Origin of the sequence: Verrucosispora sp. WMMA2121, from assembly GCF_027460185.1 — a bacterium.
Taxonomy (GTDB): domain Bacteria; phylum Actinomycetota; class Actinomycetes; order Mycobacteriales; family Micromonosporaceae; genus Micromonospora; species Micromonospora palythoicola.
On sequence record NZ_JAPZBH010000006.1, the window covers coordinates 3066883 to 3083927 of the forward strand.

Here is a 17045-nt window from a genome sequence, read left to right on the forward strand (position 1 = left end):
CGATGAGTAGGACAGACGCCCGGCACCTGTAGAACGGGGGCGGAACCTGTGACTAGGCTGCGAGCCATGGCCAGCGACGTGGACACCACACCGCTCGTGGGTCGGGACGACCTGGTGGCGACGGTACGATCCGCGCTGCTCGACGACGTGGTGCCGGGACACACCGCGGCGGTGTTCCTGACCGGTGAGAGCGGCGTGGGCAAGACCCGGCTGCTGAGCGAGGTCGGCGACCAGCTGGGTCACGGGGGAGCCCTGGTGCTCACCGGGTCCTGTCTGGACATCGGCGACGCCTCCCCACTGCACCCGCTGCGACAGGCGCTGCGCCGCCTCGACGCCGACCTCGCCCCGCCGGCCGCGGCGTCCGTGCGCGCGTTGCTCGGGGTGTTCGCCGAGGACCGGGCCGGCCCGGACGGCGCGGGTGCGTTGCTGGAGCGGGTGTCCCGGGGGTTGCACGTGATCGCCGGCGGCCGCCCGCTGGTGCTGGTGCTCGACGACCTTCAGTGGGTCGACCGGACCACCCGGCAGCTTCTGCTGTATCTGCTCGCCGGCCTCGGTGACCTGCAACTGTCGGTGCTCGCGGCGGTGCGCTCGGAGTCGCTGCAGGGTGCGCATCCGTTGCGCCGGGTGCTCACCGAGCTGCGCCGCCTGCGGTCGGTGCGGGTGCTCGATCTGGCTCCGCTGGACCGGGCCGGCACCGAGGAACTGGCCACCGCGGTGATGCGTCGGCCACTGACGCCAGAGGCGGCCGAGCAGCTGTGGCAGCGCAGTGGCGGCAACCCCTTCGTGGTCGAGGAACTCTCCCGGGAGCTGCGCGACGGTCGGGACGGCCTGTCCGACACCCTGCGCGAGGTCTTCCTGGCCCGGGTGGACGCCCTGCCGCGACCGGCCCACCGGGCCGTGCACGCCGTCGCCGCGGGCGTCGAACCGGTGGAGCACTGGCTGCTCGCCCGAGTGGTCGGGCTGCCGGAGCACGAGCTGCTCGACGCGGTTCGGGCGGCGGTGTCCCACCGGCTGCTCGTCGGGTCCGCCGACGGCTACCGGCTGCGTCACCGGCTCGTCGCCGAGGTGCTGGAGGACGAGCTGCTGCCCGCCGAACGGGCGGTGCTGCACCGCCGCTACGCCGAGGCGTTGACCTCCGCGCCCGCCGAGTTGCACCAGGCCCGGTTGGCCCATCACTGGCGGCTGGCCGGTGAGCCGCAGCGGGCCTTGCCGGCGGCGGTGGCCGCCGCCGAGGAGGCGGAGCGGCTGTACGGCTACGCCGAGGCGCATCGCCACTGGTCGGTGGCGGTGCAGTCGGCCGAGGGGCTGCCCGACGTCGACCGGGCCGCGCTGCTCGGGCGGGCGGCCGAGGCGGCGCACCACTGTGGTGAGTACGCGCGGGCGCTGGCCCTGCTCGAAGAACTGGCCGGGGCGGACACCGCCCTTCCCGCCTGCGAGCTGCACATCCGGCGGGCCCGTTACCTGGCCGCCGCCGGCCGTTCCGCACTGGCCGAGGTGGAGTACGAGCAGGCACTCGCCGTCGCCGACTGCACCCCCGGGCAGCGGGCCACCGCCGCCGCCCGGCGGGCGGAGCTGCTGCTGCAACTCGGCCGGTACGCCGAGGCGGGCGAGCGGGCGCGCGAGGCGCTGGCCCTGGCCGAGCAGGTGGAGGGCGCGACCACCGAGGTGGTGCTGGCCAGCGCCGCGCTGGGCTTCTCCGAGGCGTACCGCCAGGATCCGGACGCCGGCCTGGCGGTGCTGCGGCGGGCCTTGGCCACCGCCGAGCGGGCCGGCCGCCCGGAGGACGTCGCGTTGGCCTACCTGCACCTGGCCGAGCTGCTGACCGGGCCGCTGAACATCCTCGAGGAGGGCGTCGTGGTCGCCCGCCGGGGGGCCGAGCGGGTCGCCGAGCTGGGGCTGGGTCGGTCCTACGAGACCCGGTTGCTGGCCATCGCCACCAATGGACTGTTCCGGGTGGGACAGTGGGCCGAGGCCGAGAAGGTGGTCGCCTCGGCCCTGCGGCACCGTCCCTCCGGCGCGGACGCCGTCGAACTGCTGCTGGCCCGCTGCCGGCTGTCGGTCGGCTACGGCGACGTCGAGGCGGCCGACCGGGATCTGGACGCGGTGGCGACCATCCTGGCCGGCGGCGGTGCCCGGCACGTCATTCCGCTGCTCACCCTGCGGGCCGGGCTGGCCATGTGGCAGGGGCGGCACGAGGTGGCCCGGCACGCCGTGCAGCGGGGCCTGACCGAGACCCGCTCCGACGACCTGGTCATCCTCGCCGTGCTGGTCTGGCACGGGCTGCGCGCCGAGGCGGAGGCACACGCCAGCCGTACCGTCGCCGTCGACGACAACGCGGTGCGCCGGCTGCGCGGGATCGCCGACCGGGTGGCGGAGCGCAGCGAACGGGCGGCCCGGCCGGTGCGCTACGTGGTCGACGGGTACCTGGCGTTGTGCGCCGCCGAGGTGAGTCGGCTCGACGGGGCGGATCCGGAGCTGTGGGCACGGGCCGCGGCCGAGTGGGACCACCGTAACCATCCGTACCCGGCGGCGTACTCGCGGCTGCGTCAGGCGGAGGCGTTGCTGGCCAGTCGCCGCAAGGCCGCCACCGCGGGAAAGCTGCTGCGCCAGGCGTACCAGATGGCGCAGTCGCTGGGCGCGGTGCCGTTGACCGACGAGATCCGTACGCTCGCCGGGCGGGCCCGGGTCGCGTTGGAGGAGCGCGACGCGGTCGGGATGCCGACGCCGGACGGGTCGGGTGGTGAGGAACTGGCCGCCCTGACCGCGCGGGAACGTGAGGTGCTGGCCGCGGTGGCCGAAGGGCTCACCAACAAGGAGATCGGCCAGCGACTGTTCATCAGCGAGCGGACCATCGGGGTCCACGTGTCACACATCTTCGACAAGCTCCAGGTACGTACCCGGGTCCAGGCGAGCGCCATCTTCCTGCGTAGTCGCGCGTAGGTGTCGGATACGTCGTTCTACTGATGTCCGCGCGGCGGACGCCTGACAGGCTGAGCCCGGCGTCGCAACGGGCACGACGACGCCGGCGAGCAGCCTGGAGGGGACATGAGCGAGCGCGGCGAGCGGATCGACAGGGTCAGCGCTGTGGCGCGCTGCGCCGGCACGCCGCGGAGCGGGGTGTGCGCGTGAGCGCGTGTGGGGAGCCGGTGTGGGGGCCGGTGCACCGGGACATCGTCGACCTGTTGGCCGATCACCCCACCGACGTGCCCGCCGTGGTCGACCACCTGACCAAGCTGCAGGACATGCTGGTCCGTCTCCCGCCCCTGTTGGACAGTTGCCCGCTCGCCGACTTCAACAAGCTGTATCTGACCATCACCAGCAGTGTGCTGGACGGGCTCTACACCGACCGCTTCGTCGATCCGGTCTTCCTGTCCCGACTGGACGTCGAGTTCGCGGCCCGGTACTTCGACGCCTTACGTATGTGGAGCGACGCCAGCCCGGGCACGCCCCGGGCCTGGACGTGCCTGTTCGAGCGGATGCGCGGGCCGGACGCCCGGCCGCTTCCCTCGGCGGCGGCCGGTGTCAACGCGCACATCAACTTCGATTTGCCGTTCGCGCTGGTCACCACGTTCGACCACCTGGAGTCCGAGCCGGTCGACGGCAGCGACCAGCACCGCGACTACCTGGAGATCAACAAGATCTTCGCCGACAAGATCCCCGGGCTGCGCCGGGGCTACCTGGAGCAGTGGCAACTGCTCATCGACATGCTCAACGGCGACATCGACGACTGGTACCAGGGTGAACTGATCGGTTACACGCGCGATGTCGCCTGGCGCAACGCGCAGCGGATCTGGCGGTGCCGGCACGACCCGCACCAGCATGAGCGCGAGCGCAGGCGGCTCGACGACACGGCCGCCGCGCTCGGTCGGTTGCTGCTGTCGCCCCTCGGGGCGTTCCTGCAGTAACCGGGACGGGGGGTCCCCGCGCCCCGCCCACCTGTGGGCGCGGGGACATCCGACCCGAGGCCCGGACGGCAACGTCCGGGGGTGGCCGTCGGGGGGCCACGGGGAGCACGGGGGGACCACGGGGAACAGGGGCCGGCCGGCCCGGGGGGTGTCGGCCGGCCCCTGCGGGGTACGCCGCGACCATGACCGCTGTGTCCCGGCGCCGTCCTGCCGCCCGACCGCGACCGCGCCCCGCCGCCCCACCGCGCCCCGCTCGGCCCGGAGATCGCGCCGGCCGCGGAGCCCGGTGATGACCGCTCAGGTGTTCGAGTTCCGCTTCGAGTCGCGGTTCCGTTGGCTGCTGGCGCTGATCGGGGTCCGGCCCGGCACCGCCTGGGTGCGGGTCGACTCCGGTGAGCTGCTGGTCCGGTTCGGCCCCTGGCGGCTACGCACCGAGCGACAGAACGTCGCGGATGTGCAGCGCGGCGGCCCGTACCGCTGGTGGCGGGTGATCGGCCCGCACCTGTCCGGCACCGACACCGGCGTCACCTTCGGCACCACCACGGCCGCCGGGGTCTGCGTCCGGTTCGTGCGACCGGTGCCCGGCCTGCTTCCCGGCGGGTGGCCGCGTCATCCCGGGATGACGGTCACCGTGGCCGAACCCGCCGACCTGGCCCGGGCGCTGGCCGCACCCGGCGGCGGCTGACGGCCCGGCGGCGGCTGACGGAAGGCGGACCGGTCGACCGCGGCCCGGGGGCCGAGCGACGAATCCGGTCGGGCGGCCCGACCGTCGCGTTGCGGTGGGTGCGACCGAACCACCACCTACGGTCTGTTCGACAACGGTGAGGCGGGGGCATGGGGGACGGGACGAGAGCGCGACGCGGCCGGGAACGCCGCCGCCCGACGCCCGGCGCGCCGGAGCCGGGGTTGCGTGCCGCGCGGGATCCCACGGGCAAGGGGGAACGGGCGGGGCGGCGGGTCACCGTGCCCGAGCGGGTGGCCGTGCCGACCGGTCCGGCGGCACCGGAGAGCCGGCTGCGCCGGTGGTTGTTCGTGCACCGGGTGCAGCCGGTCGGACCGGAGACCGCCGAGGGACAGACCCGGTCGCACGCCTGGTGGCGGGTGATGTGCCTGACCGGCGTCGACTACTTCTCCACCCTGTCCTATCTGCCCGGTATCGCCGCCCTGGCCGCCGGCGCGCTGTCTCCGGTGGCGACGCTGCTGATCGTGGCACTCACCCTGTTCGGCATGTTGCCGATGTACCGCCGGGTAGCCCGGGACAGTCCGCACGGTCAGGGCTCGGTGGCGATGCTGGAGCGACTGCTGCCGTTCTGGCGGGGCAAGATATTCGTGCTGGTGCTGCTCGGATTCGTCGCCACGTCCTGGATCGTCACGATCACCCTGTCCTCGGCCGACGCCACCGTGCACGTGCTGGAGAATCCGTACCTGCCGGAGTGGTTCGGCGGTACCGGCGTCGCTGTCGGGGTGACCGTCTTCCTGCTGCTCATCCTCGGTGCGGTGTTCCTGCTCGGCTTCCGGGAGGCGGTGGCGGTGGCCGTACCGCTGGTGGCCGCCTTCCTCGGGCTGAACGCGGTGATCGTGGTGGTGTCGCTCGCCGAACTGGCCGGTGATCCGCGTCCACTGGCGGACTGGACGGCGGCGCTGACCGCGGGCGGCGGTCCGGGTGAGGTGGCGCTGACCGCCGCGTTGGCCTTCCCGCTGCTGGTGCTGGGCCTGTCCGGTTTCGAGACCGGGGTCAGCATGATGCCGTTGGTGGCGGGGCAGGGGCCGGACGCGCCGGCCCGGCTGGCCGCCCGCATCCGCAACACCCGGCGGCTGCTCACCGTCGCTGCGTTGATCATGTCGGTGTACCTGCTCTCCACCACCTTCGTCACCGCGGTGCTCATTCCGCCCGAGGCGTTCGCGCCGGGTGGAGCCGCCAACGGACGAGCGCTCGCCTATCTGGCCCACGAGCAGGTCGGTGAGGCGTTCGGTACCGCCTACGACGTGAGCAGCGTGCTGATCCTCTGGTTCGCCGGTGCGTCGGCGATGGCTGGGCTGATCAACATCGTGCCGCGCTACCTGCCCTCGTACGGGATGGCGCCGGAGTGGGCCCGCGCCGTGCGTCCGGTGGTGATCGTCTACACGCTCGTCTGCATCGTGCTGACCGTCGTGTTTCGCGCCGACGTCGACGCCCAGGCGGGGGCGTACGCCACCGGGATCCTCGCGATGATGGTCTCGGCGGCCGTCGCGGTGGCCATCGCCGCCGCCGGCCGCCGGCAACGCGGCGTCGCCGCCGGCTTCACGGTGCTCACCCTGGTGCTGCTGTACGCGCTGGTCGAGAACGTGATCGAGAAGCCGGACGGGATCGCCATCTCCGGGCTGTTCATCCTCGGCATCATCGTCGTGTCGCTGGTGTCCCGGGTGACCCGCACCACCGAACTGCGGGCGGAGCGGGTCGAGTTCGACGAGACGGCACGGCGGTTCATCGCCGACTCGGTCGCCCACGACGGGCGGCTGCACGTGATCGCCCACAAGCGGCGCAGCGGGGCGATCAAGGAGTACACCATCAAGGAGCGCGCACAGCGGGGCCAGAACCCGGTCCCCGGGGCGACCGACGTGCTCTTCCTGGAGATCGACGTGGTGGATCCGTCCGGGTTCCGTCACGTGCTGCGGGTGTGCGGCGTCGAGGTGGGCGGTTACCGGGTGCTGCGGGCGAGCAGCCCGGCGGCGCCCAACGCCATCGCCGCGATCCTGCTGGCGCTGCGGGACGCCACCGGCGTACGCCCGCACGCCCACTTCGAGTGGTCGGAGGGGAACCCGATCGCGCACCTGCTGCGCTACCTCATTCTCGGTCGGGGGGACACCCCGCCGGTGGTCCGGGAGATCCTGCGCAAGTCCGAACCCGAGCCGGCGCGCCGCCCCGGGATCCACGTCGGGGGTTGACACCCGCTCCCGCTGTCCGGTGACCGCCCGTTCGGCCAGACATGAAGCCGAATGGGGTACGCATTCACTTATGCCTGATTTGCTCCTTGTGTCGCCGTACGGTGGCCTCTGGTGGGCTGAGGCGATGTCAGCCACCCCGCGCCCGATTCGGCGCGGCCGTGTTCTTCGCACGCACGAGAGGCAGGAGCGCTGATGTCCACGTACCAAGGGAGCCGTGGGTCCACCCGACCCGGTCGGCGGTCCCGGTGGTTGCTGGCCGGTGGCCTGGTGGCGGGCAGCCTGGTGGCCGGGGCGGCGGGCCTGACCGCCGTCACCGCCTCGGCCGCCGACCGTGACCCGGCGGCACCGGACCCGGGCCGACCCGCGGCGATGTACCAGGATGACGTACCCGGAATCGACGAGACACCGCAACGCCGAGGGCCGGACCGGCAGCGACCCGAGTGGCGACACGATGCCGGCGCGACGCCGGACAGTTCGGCAGGGGCGACCGGCCGGTCCACCGGTCACCACGGGCGGGTACCGGACGGCACGGTGGTGCCGGTGCCCTGCGACTCGGCCCGGCTCGTCGCGGCGCTGGTGCGGGCGAACGCCGAGGGCGGTGCCACCCTGCGCCTGGCGGAGAAGTGCACGTACCTGCTGACCCACGCGTTCCAGCAGCCCGACGAGTACGACGGCGGCATCCGCGACGCGCGGGAAGCCGCCGACACCGCCGAGAACCCCGGCGACGCCGAGGCTCCGCCGCGCAATCCCGCCGACGACAAGGCGGGACTGCCCGTGATCTACCACGGGATCACCATCGAGGGCTCCGGCGCGACCATCGTCCGGGGCGTGCACGCGCCCGACTTCCGCTTCTTCACCGTCCGCGACGGCGGCGAACTGACGCTCCGGGACGTCACCCTGCGCAACGGCCGCTCGGCGGCGGAGGGCGGCAGCATTCACATCGTGCACGGCGCCACGGCGGTCGTCGAAGGGGTGACCGTCGTCGGCAGCACCTCGCTGTCCGCGGAGGGCGGCGGCGGTGCCATCTTCAACGACGGCAACCTCCAGATCAGCGACAGCAAGCTGATCGGCAACCGGGCCGCCGGCACCCAGGGCAAGGGCGGGGGCCTGCTCAACGGCGGCGTCATGACCATGCACCGGACCGAGTTCCGGCACAACAGCGCGGTCAGCTACGGCGGTGGCCTGGCCAACTTCCGGGCCGCCGGCGACGTCTACGCCTCCACCTTCGTGCAGAACAACGCCGGTCAGGGCGGTGGGATGGCCAGCTTCTCCGCGCGTACCAAGGTCTTCGACACCCTGGTGGCGCGCAACAGCGCCGAGACCGGCGGCGGGCTGGCCAACTCCGACGCCGTGCTGGTGCTGCGGCAGCTGACCGTCCGCGACAACATCGCCACCGGCAAGGGCGGCGGCATCTCCACCTTCCAGGGCCTGCTGCCGCTGGACGACAGCGTGGTCAGCGGCAACACCACGCGCGGAAACGGCGGCGGGATCCACGCCGAGAAGTCGAACCTGCTCGTGCGGGGCAGCGACGTCAAGGGCAACGCCGCGGTGGGCAAGCGGTCGCAGGGTGCGGGGCTGTTCGTGACGGCGGGCTCGACCTCGCTCTACCGCAGCCACGTGCTCGGCAACCAGTCCACCGTCAAGGCCGGTGGGATCCAGGCCGAGCGGGCCCAGGTCAAGATCGATGACGACAGCGTCGTGGTCGAGAACACTCCGACCAACTGCCTGGGCAGCAAGGTGCCGGTGGCGCACTGCTTCCGTTGAGCCGGACGTCCGGCTCCGCGCCGACGACCAGGGCCCGTGTCCGCAGCCGGCACGGGCCCTGGTCGTGCGTCACCGGGCTCACTGAGAAGGCTGGGGCAGCTCGCAGTCGATCTTCGGGTTGGCGCCGACGTAGTTCAGCGGCCCGGCGGCGATGGTCACCAGGATCGTGCCGACCTCGGCGCAGTTGGCTTCGTCGTCGCTGTAGTAGCCGCGCTGGCCGGCGGCGATGGCGCCGATGACGAGCCAGATCACCACGAGGACTCCGAATATCGACGTGCCGCGCATGGTTTCCTCCACGAGTCGGGGGTTCGGGTTGCAAGGTGCGGACCTTGTACCCAGCCGCGCCGAGCGGCTAACGAGACCGGCGGGCCCTACGGCGGCATGGGCGCCTCGGGTGGACGACCGCGGCTGCGGCGAAGGTCGTCCAGCGCCACCACGGCGAGCACCAGCAGCGCGGCCAGCGAAGCGCTGATTGCCGGCAGGACCAGCACCGCGGGTGTGACGGCCAGCAGTGCCACCACGCCGCCGGGACGGGACCACGACATCCGGTTGAAGACCTCGCGTTCGAACAGGGCCCGGCCGACCAGGAACAGCGCCGGGCCGCCGAGCATGATCGCCGCCCATTCGGGCGGGGTACGCGCGGGCAGGGTGTCGGTGTGCAGCACCAGCTCGAAGCCGGCCGCCGTGGCGACCACCCCGGCGACCATCACCACGTGGGTGTAGGGGGAGGTGTTCAGGAAGCGGATCGGCGCCCTCGTGATCTTGATGGCCATGGGCAGCAGCTCCCCGGCCTTGTGCACGTAGATCCGCCAGAGCAGCAGGGTGGTGGCGAAGGCCAGCAGCAGCGCCACGGCGTCCTCGAACTCCGAGTGGTGCGTGGTGTAGGCCATGCCGATGACGAGGATCGCGTCGCCCAGCGCGATGGTGTAGAACTGCTGATACCGCTCGGCCAGGTGCTCGGCGGTCAACCTGAACAGGGCGGCGGGGACGCGGCCCAGCCCGGGCACCGGGTAGGACAGCCGCAGCCCGAGGTAGTCGAGGCCGAGGGCGAGCAGCCACAGCGCCATCCGGGGGTCCTCCGAGACGAAGGCGCCGCCCAACCACGGCACCGCCGACAGCGCGAACCAGCAGAAGACCCGGGCCGCCCGGCGCTGGATCTCCGGGTCGTCGCGTACCGCCGGGATGATGAACAGGCCGCGCCCGAGGTGGATGGCGACGTACGCACCGGCGAAGGTGAGCCCCCGATCGCCGAACGCCTTGGGGATCGCGCTGGCCATCAGCAGCACCCCGAACATCACCGCGAGGACCAGGGCCTTGATCTCGGTGCGCTCCGGGTCGTACAGGTCGGTGATCAGGGCGGTGATCGCCCAGGTCCACCACACCGCGGCCAGCAGGATCAGGGCCTGGCCGGCCTGGTACCAGCTGATCTCCTCGGCCAGCCCGCGCGAGATCAGCGCCAGCGCGACGACGTAGACCAGGTCGAAGAAGAGTTCCAGGAGGGGAACTCGGCGGGTCGTGGACGCGCTGCGGGTGAGCGGTCGCCGTGGGTTGTCGGGCTGTAGGTGGGCGAACGGCACGGATGGCTCCCGGCAGCCGGCGGCGGTGCGGCGTGCCGGCATGGCCGGCGTATCGACCGTAACGGCGGTTCCGGCCGGAGCGCGTCGGGGTCGGGGCCGGTCACCGGAATGGTGTACAGCGCAGCCGCCGGCGCGGGGCCCGCGAGGGGCGTTCCCGCGACCGGCGGCCCGGGATCGTCAGGACCCGCTGTCGGCCGGGGTGGCCAGCACCTTCGCCTGCTGAGGCCAGGTGGCCAGGCTGGCGGTGGCGCGCAGACCGGCGCTCCGGACGGTCTCCCGCAGCGCGGCCTCGTCCATGTCGGCCAGCTGCTGGTAGGTCCGGATGCCCGCTCCGTGCAGCGCCGCCGCCATCTTCGGCCCGACGCCCTGGATGCGCCGGAAGTCGTCGACCTCGGCGGTGACCGGCTCCGTCGTCGCTGGCTCGGCGTCCACCGGCTCGGCGGCGGCGACCGGCTCGGCGGCGGCGACCGGCTCCGCCGCCGTGACCGGCGCGCTGGTGGCCGTGGTGGACGCCGCGGCGGACTCGGTGGTGGCCGACGGCCGGACCGGCGGGGTGGCGACCGCCGGTCGCGGTTCCGCGGTCGCGTCCACCGTCGGTCCGTCCTGGACGGCCGTCGCGGTGACATCGGCGAGCGGTTCGGCGGCCCGCGGCGCCTCGGTGGACTCCGCACCGGTCACCGGCGTCTCACGGGGGCCGTCGGTCGGCTCGGTGCCGGTCGGGGCCGCGTCGGCCCCGGTGGGCTCGGCCGCCGTGGCGGTGGTTTCGCTGCCCGCCGGTGGGGCGGGATCGGGCTCGGTCGTTGGTTCGGTCACGGCGGTCGACTGCGCGGTCCCGGTGGCGACCGGGGCGGAATCGCTCGCCTCGCTGGTCGCGTCGCCCGCCGTGCCGACGGTCGGCTCGGTCGGTTCCGCCCGCCGGCCGCGCAGCAACAGCCAGCCCACGGCCAGCCCCGCCACCAGCGCCACGAGCAGTATCAGCCAGTTCCCGAAGGACTCGCCCACGGTAACCCTCCCTGAGGTTCACGTCCGGATCGTCGCGAGAAAAACTCGCCGCAGCTTCGCACACGCGCGCCACGGACGACAGACAGCCCAGGTAACAGTCCGTACCGGACGCGCGGAGGCTACGGCAGGTGTCCGGTCCGGGACGGACGGTGCGGTAACCGCACGTGATTGGACACGCCGCGACCCCGGCACCGGGTCGGGTGCCGGGGTCGCGACGAGGATCAGTCCTGCTCGCCCCGGTAGGTGTAGAAGTCGTCGACGAACTTGCGCCGCAACCGGGGAACCCGGCTGGTGACCCGGAAGTATCCCCGGGCACCGAGCAACGCGAGTCGTCCGAACACCGGCTGGTACATGCGGTCGTCACCGTTGGTGCCGCTGCGTCCCAACGAGTCGGCGACCCGGGCGAAGCCGTACGGCACCATCGCCGCCTCGTAGTCGGCGACCGCCTGCACCAGGGTCTTCTCCCCGGCGGCGGCGAGGATCAGCTGTCGCCGCAGCAGGTTGGCGTCGCGCAGCGCGGTGTTGGCGCCCACGCCCCGACCCGGCGTCATGGTGTGGATCGCGTCGCCGAGAAGGGTGACCGTGCTGCTTCGCCAGGGCGGCACCGGCTCCGAGGTGGACACCCGGATCGGCAGGGCACTGTCCGGTTCCGCCAGGCTGAGCAGTTCCCGCAGGTGCGGGTGCCAGTTGGCGGTCAGCTCCAGCGCCACCTGGATCAGCTCCGTGCCCCGGCGTCGCATCACGTCCGGCGGGAACCGGCGGGCGGTGCTCCACACCACCAGGTTGATGTTGTCGCGGGTGGGGTCGTGCCGCAGCCCCGGCCAGTCGCTGAGCAGTTTCGCGTCCGCCGAACTGGTCTCCGGTTTGAGGCGACCGTCGCGGTCCCACTTGAACTCCATCACGTGCAGCACGCCCATCACCCCGCCGGTACCGAAGATGAGCGAGATGCCCCGCTGCACACTCTCCGGCAGCAGGGACCGGGTGTGTGCGGTCAGCGGCACCCGGGTGGCGATGTTGACCGTGCCGGCGTCCCGGATGACGGCGTGCGGCAGGTACTGACGACGGACCGCCGAGTGCGTACCGTCCGCCGCCACGAGCAGGTCACCGGTCGCGGTGCCGCCGTCGGCGAAGTGGGCGGTGACGGTGCCGTCGTCGTGCTGCTCGTACCGGGTGAAGGTGCGGTCGAAGTGCACCACGTCCTCGATGCCGGTCAGCAGCACCTGGCGCAGCGTCATCCGGGCCACGGAGCGTTCCGTGTCGACCGGGTGGGTGTCCGGCCGCAGCGGGAAGGACGCGGTGTGCCGCATCTTCTCGCTGAGCACGTTGAAGTAGCGCGGCGAGCGGGCACAGGTGGCCAGGTAGATCTCGAACAGCTCCGGCGGCAGGCAGTCACGCAGGGCCCGACTGCCGGTGGGACCGATGCCCACCCGGTAGCCGAGCAACCCCTCGCCCCTGGCCCGGTGCCGCTCGTAGACCTCGACGTCGATCCCGGCCCGGCGCAGCCCGTGCGCCAGGCAGAGGCCGCCGGTGCCGGCACCGACGACCAGGACGTGCGGTGTTCGGGTCGTCATGCCTCGCTGCCCGGTCAGCCGGCCACGCGCGGTGCCGGAACCTCCGCGCTGTCCCAGCGGTAGAAGCAGTTGGCGATCGCGTCGCGCGGCGAGCGCCAGGTGGGCAGGTACGGCGAGGTGTGTGCGGACAGTCGCTCGTTGACCTGCTGGAACAACGGATGGTTTCGGGCCGCCGCGAGGGCGTCCGCACCGACGTCGTCGGTCTCCATCAGGTGTACGCACAGGTCGTGCAGGCAGTACAGGGACCGGTGGCGTACCCCGGTCAGGCTCGGCAGTTCGGTCTCGTCGGACTCGGCGAATATCTGGGCCACGCGACCTTCCGCGCCCGGGATGATTCTGCTGACGATCACTAGACGGCTCATCGGATCCCTCTCACCGGTGGGTCGGCCCGGCCGGACACCGGGTCCGGGCCGCTGTGGCCCCACCCTGTCGCCCGCGCAGTCACCTACCCGTCAACGGCCGGGATCGGTGCGGTGACGCATCGCCGTCGGGCTCGGCGCGGCGGCGCGGGTGACCACGTGCCGGCGGGGTCCACCGGTCGGCCGGCTGGCCTGGCGAATGGGGTCGAGGGTCTCCGCGAGCAGCGCGCTCATCGCCGGCGACGGCTCCAGTCGCAGTTCCCGCAGCAGCAGGTCCCGGTAGACGTAGTAGGCGTGTACCGCCTCGAAGGCGTTGCCCTCGGCGAGGTGGATGCGCACCACCAGCCGGTGCGGCGTCTCGCGCAGCGGCTCGGCGGCCATCGCCTCCAGCGCCGCCTCCAACGCCTCACCGTGCCGGCCGGCGGCCAGGTGCTGACCGGAAACCTGCTCCAACATGTGCAGTCGGAGCTGGCGCAGCCGTTCCCGGTCGGCCAGCACCCAGTCGTCGTACCAGCCGGGCAGCAGGTCGTGCCGGCCGGCGGTGAGGGCCTCCCCGGCGCCGCCCGGGGCGTGCCCGTCGCGAACCCGGCCGGCCGTGTCGATGAGCAGGTCGACATCGACCCGGACCAGCGGGTCGAGGCGGACGGTGTCGGCGGCGGTGGTCAGTGGACAGTAGGGGTCCTGACGCAGTCGCCACAGTGCGGTCCGCAGCGAGGACAGCGCCCGCTCCTCGGTGGCCTCCGGCCAGAGCAGGCCGGCGAGGTGGGTACGGGTGGCACCGGGACGCAACCCGATCAGCGCGATGATCCGTTGCAGGCCGCGGGGCACCACCACGGGAGTGTCCCCGTGGGTCAGGCGGAAGCCACCGAGCAGGTGCAGCCGGATCTCGGCGTCGTGGGGTTGGCCGGTGGTGGGCGTGGGCGAAACGGCGGCCACGGCGGCACCCCCTGCGGAACGCGTCGGTTGCGGGTCTCGGCCAGGTCCCGGCGTGGCCGCCGTGCCGCCACTGTCGACTCGTCGGGCCGTCGCACGCGGGGTGCGGTGCCGGGTCCGACCGCCGCGAAGATTATCAATCATCGTTACTCTGGGTCAACGATGTTGTCGGTAATGTAACTCGCAGGTCTTCTGTGAAACCGCCTCTGAACTGGTCAATCCTGCCGATCATGGCGCTCGTGGCCGCTCAGCTGAAGCACAGCTTGCGTCAACTGAGCGTCACCGACCTGCGGTGTTTCCTGGAGGGTCGGTGACGCCCGGGTGACGCGGTGCTCCGCATCGTGGCGGCAGCCGTCCGGGCCCACCCGATGGCGTCCGACCGGCCCGTGGGGAGGACCAGCATGGACCGAACGCTCATCGTCGCGAAGGTGGTCCCGACCGCCGAGGCGGCGGTCGCCGAGATCTTCGCTGAGTCCGACACGACCGAGCTGCCGCGCCTGGTGGGGGTCCGGCACCGCTCGCTGTACCGCCTGCACGACCTGTACGTGCACCTCATCGAGACCGAGTCGGCCGGTGACGGCGCCGTGGAGGCGGTCCGGGAGCACCCCGAGTTCGTCCGGGTCAGCAGCCGGCTGAGTTCGTACATCTCGCCGTACCGGCCGGACTGGCGGTCGCCCCGGGACGCGATGGCGCGCTGCTTCTACCGCTTCGACGGAGGCCGGCCATGACCGCCACCGCGCCCTCGGGCGAGACCCTGTGGTCCCGGTGCGGCGGCTGCGCCGCCCTGCTCTACCGCAAGCGGCTGCGCCGCAACCTCGACGTCTGCCCGGAGTGCGGCCTGCACGCCCGACTCGCCGCACCCGAGCGGATCGACCAGCTGGTCGATCCCGGATCGTTCCGGACCCTGCCGGAGCGCGCGGTCGCGGTGGATCCGATCGGTTTCGTCGACGTGCTGCCGTACCCGCACCGGCTCGCCGCCGCCCGCGCCGACACCGGCCTGCCGGAGGCGGTGCTCTGCGGTACCGCCGCCATCGGCGGGTCGCGTTGTGCGCTCGCGGTGATGGACTTCCGGTTCCTCGGCGGCAGCCTGGGCAGCGCCGTCGGCGAGCTGATCACCCGGACCGCCGAGCAGGCGTCGGCGGCGGGTGTCCCGCTGGTCCTGGTCACCGCCTCCGGCGGTGCCCGGATGCAGGAGGGGGCGCTGTCGCTGATGCAGATGGCCACGGTCAGCCAGGCGATGGCCGAGCTGCGCGAGGTCGGACTGCTCACCGTCAGCGTGCTGACCGACCCCACCTACGGCGGGGTCGCCGCCTCCTTCGCCACCAGCGCCGACCTGGTGCTCGCCGAGAGCGGCGCCCGGATGGGCTTCGCCGGCCCCCGGGTGATCCGGCAGGTCACCGGACGTGACCTGCCGGAGGGGTTCCAGACCGCCGAGTTCCTGCTGCGGCACGGCCAGGTCGACATGGTGGTGCCGCGGCACGCCCTGCGGGCCCGACTCGCGACGCTGCTCGCCGCGACGGGCACCGGCCGCCGGGCCACGAAGCGGTCCGGCGTGGACGCCCCGCCGCCCGAGACGGCCCGGCCGGTCGAGCTGTCCCGGACACCGGTGCGCGACGCCTGGGAAACCGTACGTCTGGCCCGGCACCCCGGCCGACCCACCACTCTGGACTATCTGGAGACCACCTTCGACGGCTTCACCGAGCTGCACGGCGACCGGCTCGGCGGCGACTGCCCGGCGGTGGTCGGGGGGTTGGCGCGGCTCGACGGCCGGCACCTGATGGTGATCGGCCACCAGAAGGGACACAGCACCGCCGAGCTGGCCGCCCGCAACTTCGGCATGGCCACCCCGGCGGGCCACCGCAAGGCGTTGCGGCTGATGCGACTGGCGGCCCGACTCGGGCTGCCCGTGGTGACGCTTGTCGACACGCCGGGGGCCGATCCGGGCGTCGAGGCGGAGGAGCACGGCCAGGCGGCGGCGATCGCGGAGAACATCCTGACCATGAGCGTGCTGCCCACACCGGTGGTGACCGTGGTGACCGGGGAGGGCGGCAGCGGCGGTGCCCTGGCCCTGGCGGTGGCCGACCGGGTGCTGATGCTCCAGCACGCGGTCTACTCGGTGATCAGTCCCGAGGGCTGCGCCGCGATCCTCTGGCCCGGTCGCACCGCCGCTCCGCGGGCCGCCCGGGCCCTGCGACTGACCGCACCGGATCTGTGCCGGCTCGGGATCGTCGACGAGGTCGTACCCGAGCCGGACGGCTCGGCCGCCGACGACCCCGAGGCGACCGCGCGGGCCGTCCGCCAGGCGCTGCTGGCGAACCTGCTGCCGCTGCTGGAGGTGCCCGCGGTGACCCTCGTCCAACGACGGCGACGACGCTTCCGCCGCTTCGGTGCCGCACGCGCCGGTGCCCGAGCGGGCACCCGATGAGCGCCGCGCCCACGGTCCCCGGTACGGCGACGACGCCGAACGGCGACGCGACCGGGCAGCGGACCGACGGCGTCGCCGGTCAGGAACCCGACCGGCGGCCGGCGGCTGACGCCGCCCTGGCCGACCTGTGCCGGCACGCCCAGCAGTTGATCGCCGAACTGGCCGATCCGGTGCGCCGGCTGCGACTGCGCCTCGGTGCGGCCGAGCTGGAGGTGGAGTGGGCTCGGCCGGGCGGGTCGGAACCGGGTCCGCCGGCCGGTCCCACGGGTTCCGGTGTCGCCGCTCCCGCCCCCCGGGCGCCCGTCGAACCGTCCCCGGCCGCACCGGCGGCGAACCCCGTGACCCGCGCCAGCGTCCGGTCGCCGATGGTCGGCACCTTCTACCGGTCGCCGCAGCCGGGTGCGGCACCCTTCGTGGCCGTCGGCGACCTGGTCCGACCGGGGCAGGTGGTCGGCATCGTCGAGGCGATGAAGCTGATGAACGAGATCGCCGCGGATCGGCCCGGCCGGGTCGTCGAGATCCTGGTCGCCGACGGACAGCCGGTGGAGTACGACCAGCCACTGGTCGCCCTGGATCCGGCCTGA

General features: G+C 73.1%; 14 protein-coding genes. 8 read left to right on the forward strand and 6 right to left on the reverse strand.

Annotated elements, in window-relative coordinates; all coding sequences use genetic code 11:
- The first annotated feature begins 66 nt into the window (after positions 1–66).
- The 5 genes from O7605_RS22700 to O7605_RS22720 all read left to right on the forward strand — a co-directional run bounded on the left by O7605_RS22700 (position 67) and on the right by O7605_RS22720 (position 8594).
- Positions 67–2940, forward strand: coding sequence for a helix-turn-helix transcriptional regulator (locus O7605_RS22700; protein WP_269741029.1), 2874 nt, complete (start codon positions 67–69; stop codon positions 2938–2940).
- Positions 2941–3125: 185 nt separating this feature from the next.
- Positions 3126–3905, forward strand: coding sequence for a DUF5995 family protein (locus O7605_RS22705; RefSeq protein ID WP_269741030.1), 780 nt, complete (start codon positions 3126–3128; stop codon positions 3903–3905).
- A gap of 289 nt (positions 3906–4194) precedes the next feature.
- Positions 4195–4590 carry a hypothetical protein gene (locus O7605_RS22710; RefSeq protein WP_269741031.1) on the forward strand — a complete coding sequence of 132 codons (396 nt, stop codon included), beginning with the start codon at positions 4195–4197 and terminating at the stop codon, positions 4588–4590.
- A gap of 149 nt (positions 4591–4739) precedes the next feature.
- Entirely contained in the window at positions 4740–6830 is a 2091-nt protein-coding gene (locus O7605_RS22715; protein ID WP_269741032.1) for an amino acid transporter, read from the forward strand.
- Between the two features lie 192 nt (positions 6831–7022).
- Positions 7023–8594, forward strand: coding sequence for a hypothetical protein (locus O7605_RS22720; protein ID WP_269741033.1), 1572 nt, complete (start codon positions 7023–7025; stop codon positions 8592–8594).
- 78 nt (positions 8595–8672) lie between these two features.
- Here O7605_RS22720 and O7605_RS22725 read toward each other — a convergent pair whose 3' ends face one another.
- The 6 genes from O7605_RS22725 to O7605_RS22750 form a co-directional block, all read right to left on the reverse strand.
- A complete protein-coding gene (locus O7605_RS22725) occupies positions 8673–8879 on the reverse strand; it encodes a hypothetical protein (RefSeq protein ID WP_269741034.1) in 207 nt (68 codons plus the stop codon).
- 86 nt (positions 8880–8965) lie between these two features.
- Positions 8966–10171, reverse strand: coding sequence for a low temperature requirement protein A (locus tag O7605_RS22730; protein ID WP_269741035.1), 1206 nt, complete (start codon positions 10169–10171; stop codon positions 8966–8968).
- A 177-nt stretch (positions 10172–10348) separates the two neighbouring features.
- On the reverse strand, positions 10349–11173 hold the full coding sequence (locus O7605_RS22735; RefSeq protein WP_269741036.1) for a helix-hairpin-helix domain-containing protein: 825 nt from the start codon (positions 11171–11173) through the stop codon (positions 10349–10351).
- A 221-nt stretch (positions 11174–11394) separates the two neighbouring features.
- Positions 11395–12744, reverse strand: a complete 1350-nt coding sequence (locus O7605_RS22740) for an FAD-dependent oxidoreductase (RefSeq protein ID WP_269741037.1) — start codon at positions 12742–12744, stop codon at positions 11395–11397.
- A 14-nt stretch (positions 12745–12758) separates the two neighbouring features.
- The gene (locus tag O7605_RS22745; protein WP_210825448.1) at positions 12759–13106 is read right to left on the reverse strand and encodes a TcmI family type II polyketide cyclase; all 348 of its coding nucleotides are present in this window, start codon (positions 13104–13106) and stop codon (positions 12759–12761) included.
- Between the two features lie 90 nt (positions 13107–13196).
- Positions 13197–14039, reverse strand: coding sequence for an AfsR/SARP family transcriptional regulator (locus O7605_RS22750; protein ID WP_269741038.1), 843 nt, complete (start codon positions 14037–14039; stop codon positions 13197–13199).
- A gap of 398 nt (positions 14040–14437) precedes the next feature.
- Between O7605_RS22750 and O7605_RS22755 the strand changes: the two genes are divergently transcribed.
- From O7605_RS22755 to accB, 3 genes are read left to right on the forward strand one after another with little or no spacing between them, the layout of a single operon-like run.
- Positions 14438–14764 carry a TcmI family type II polyketide cyclase gene (locus O7605_RS22755; protein ID WP_269741039.1) on the forward strand — a complete coding sequence of 109 codons (327 nt, stop codon included), beginning with the start codon at positions 14438–14440 and terminating at the stop codon, positions 14762–14764.
- Positions 14761–16461 carry an acetyl-CoA carboxylase carboxyltransferase subunit alpha gene (locus O7605_RS22760; protein WP_269741040.1) on the forward strand — a complete coding sequence of 567 codons (1701 nt, stop codon included), beginning with the start codon at positions 14761–14763 and terminating at the stop codon, positions 16459–16461. Before O7605_RS22755 ends, O7605_RS22760 begins: the two co-directional genes overlap by 4 nt.
- Complete coding sequence (accB, locus tag O7605_RS22765) at positions 16458–17045, forward strand: acetyl-CoA carboxylase biotin carboxyl carrier protein (protein WP_269741041.1); 588 nt, start codon at positions 16458–16460, stop codon at positions 17043–17045. The genes O7605_RS22760 and accB overlap by 4 nt, the downstream gene beginning before the upstream one ends.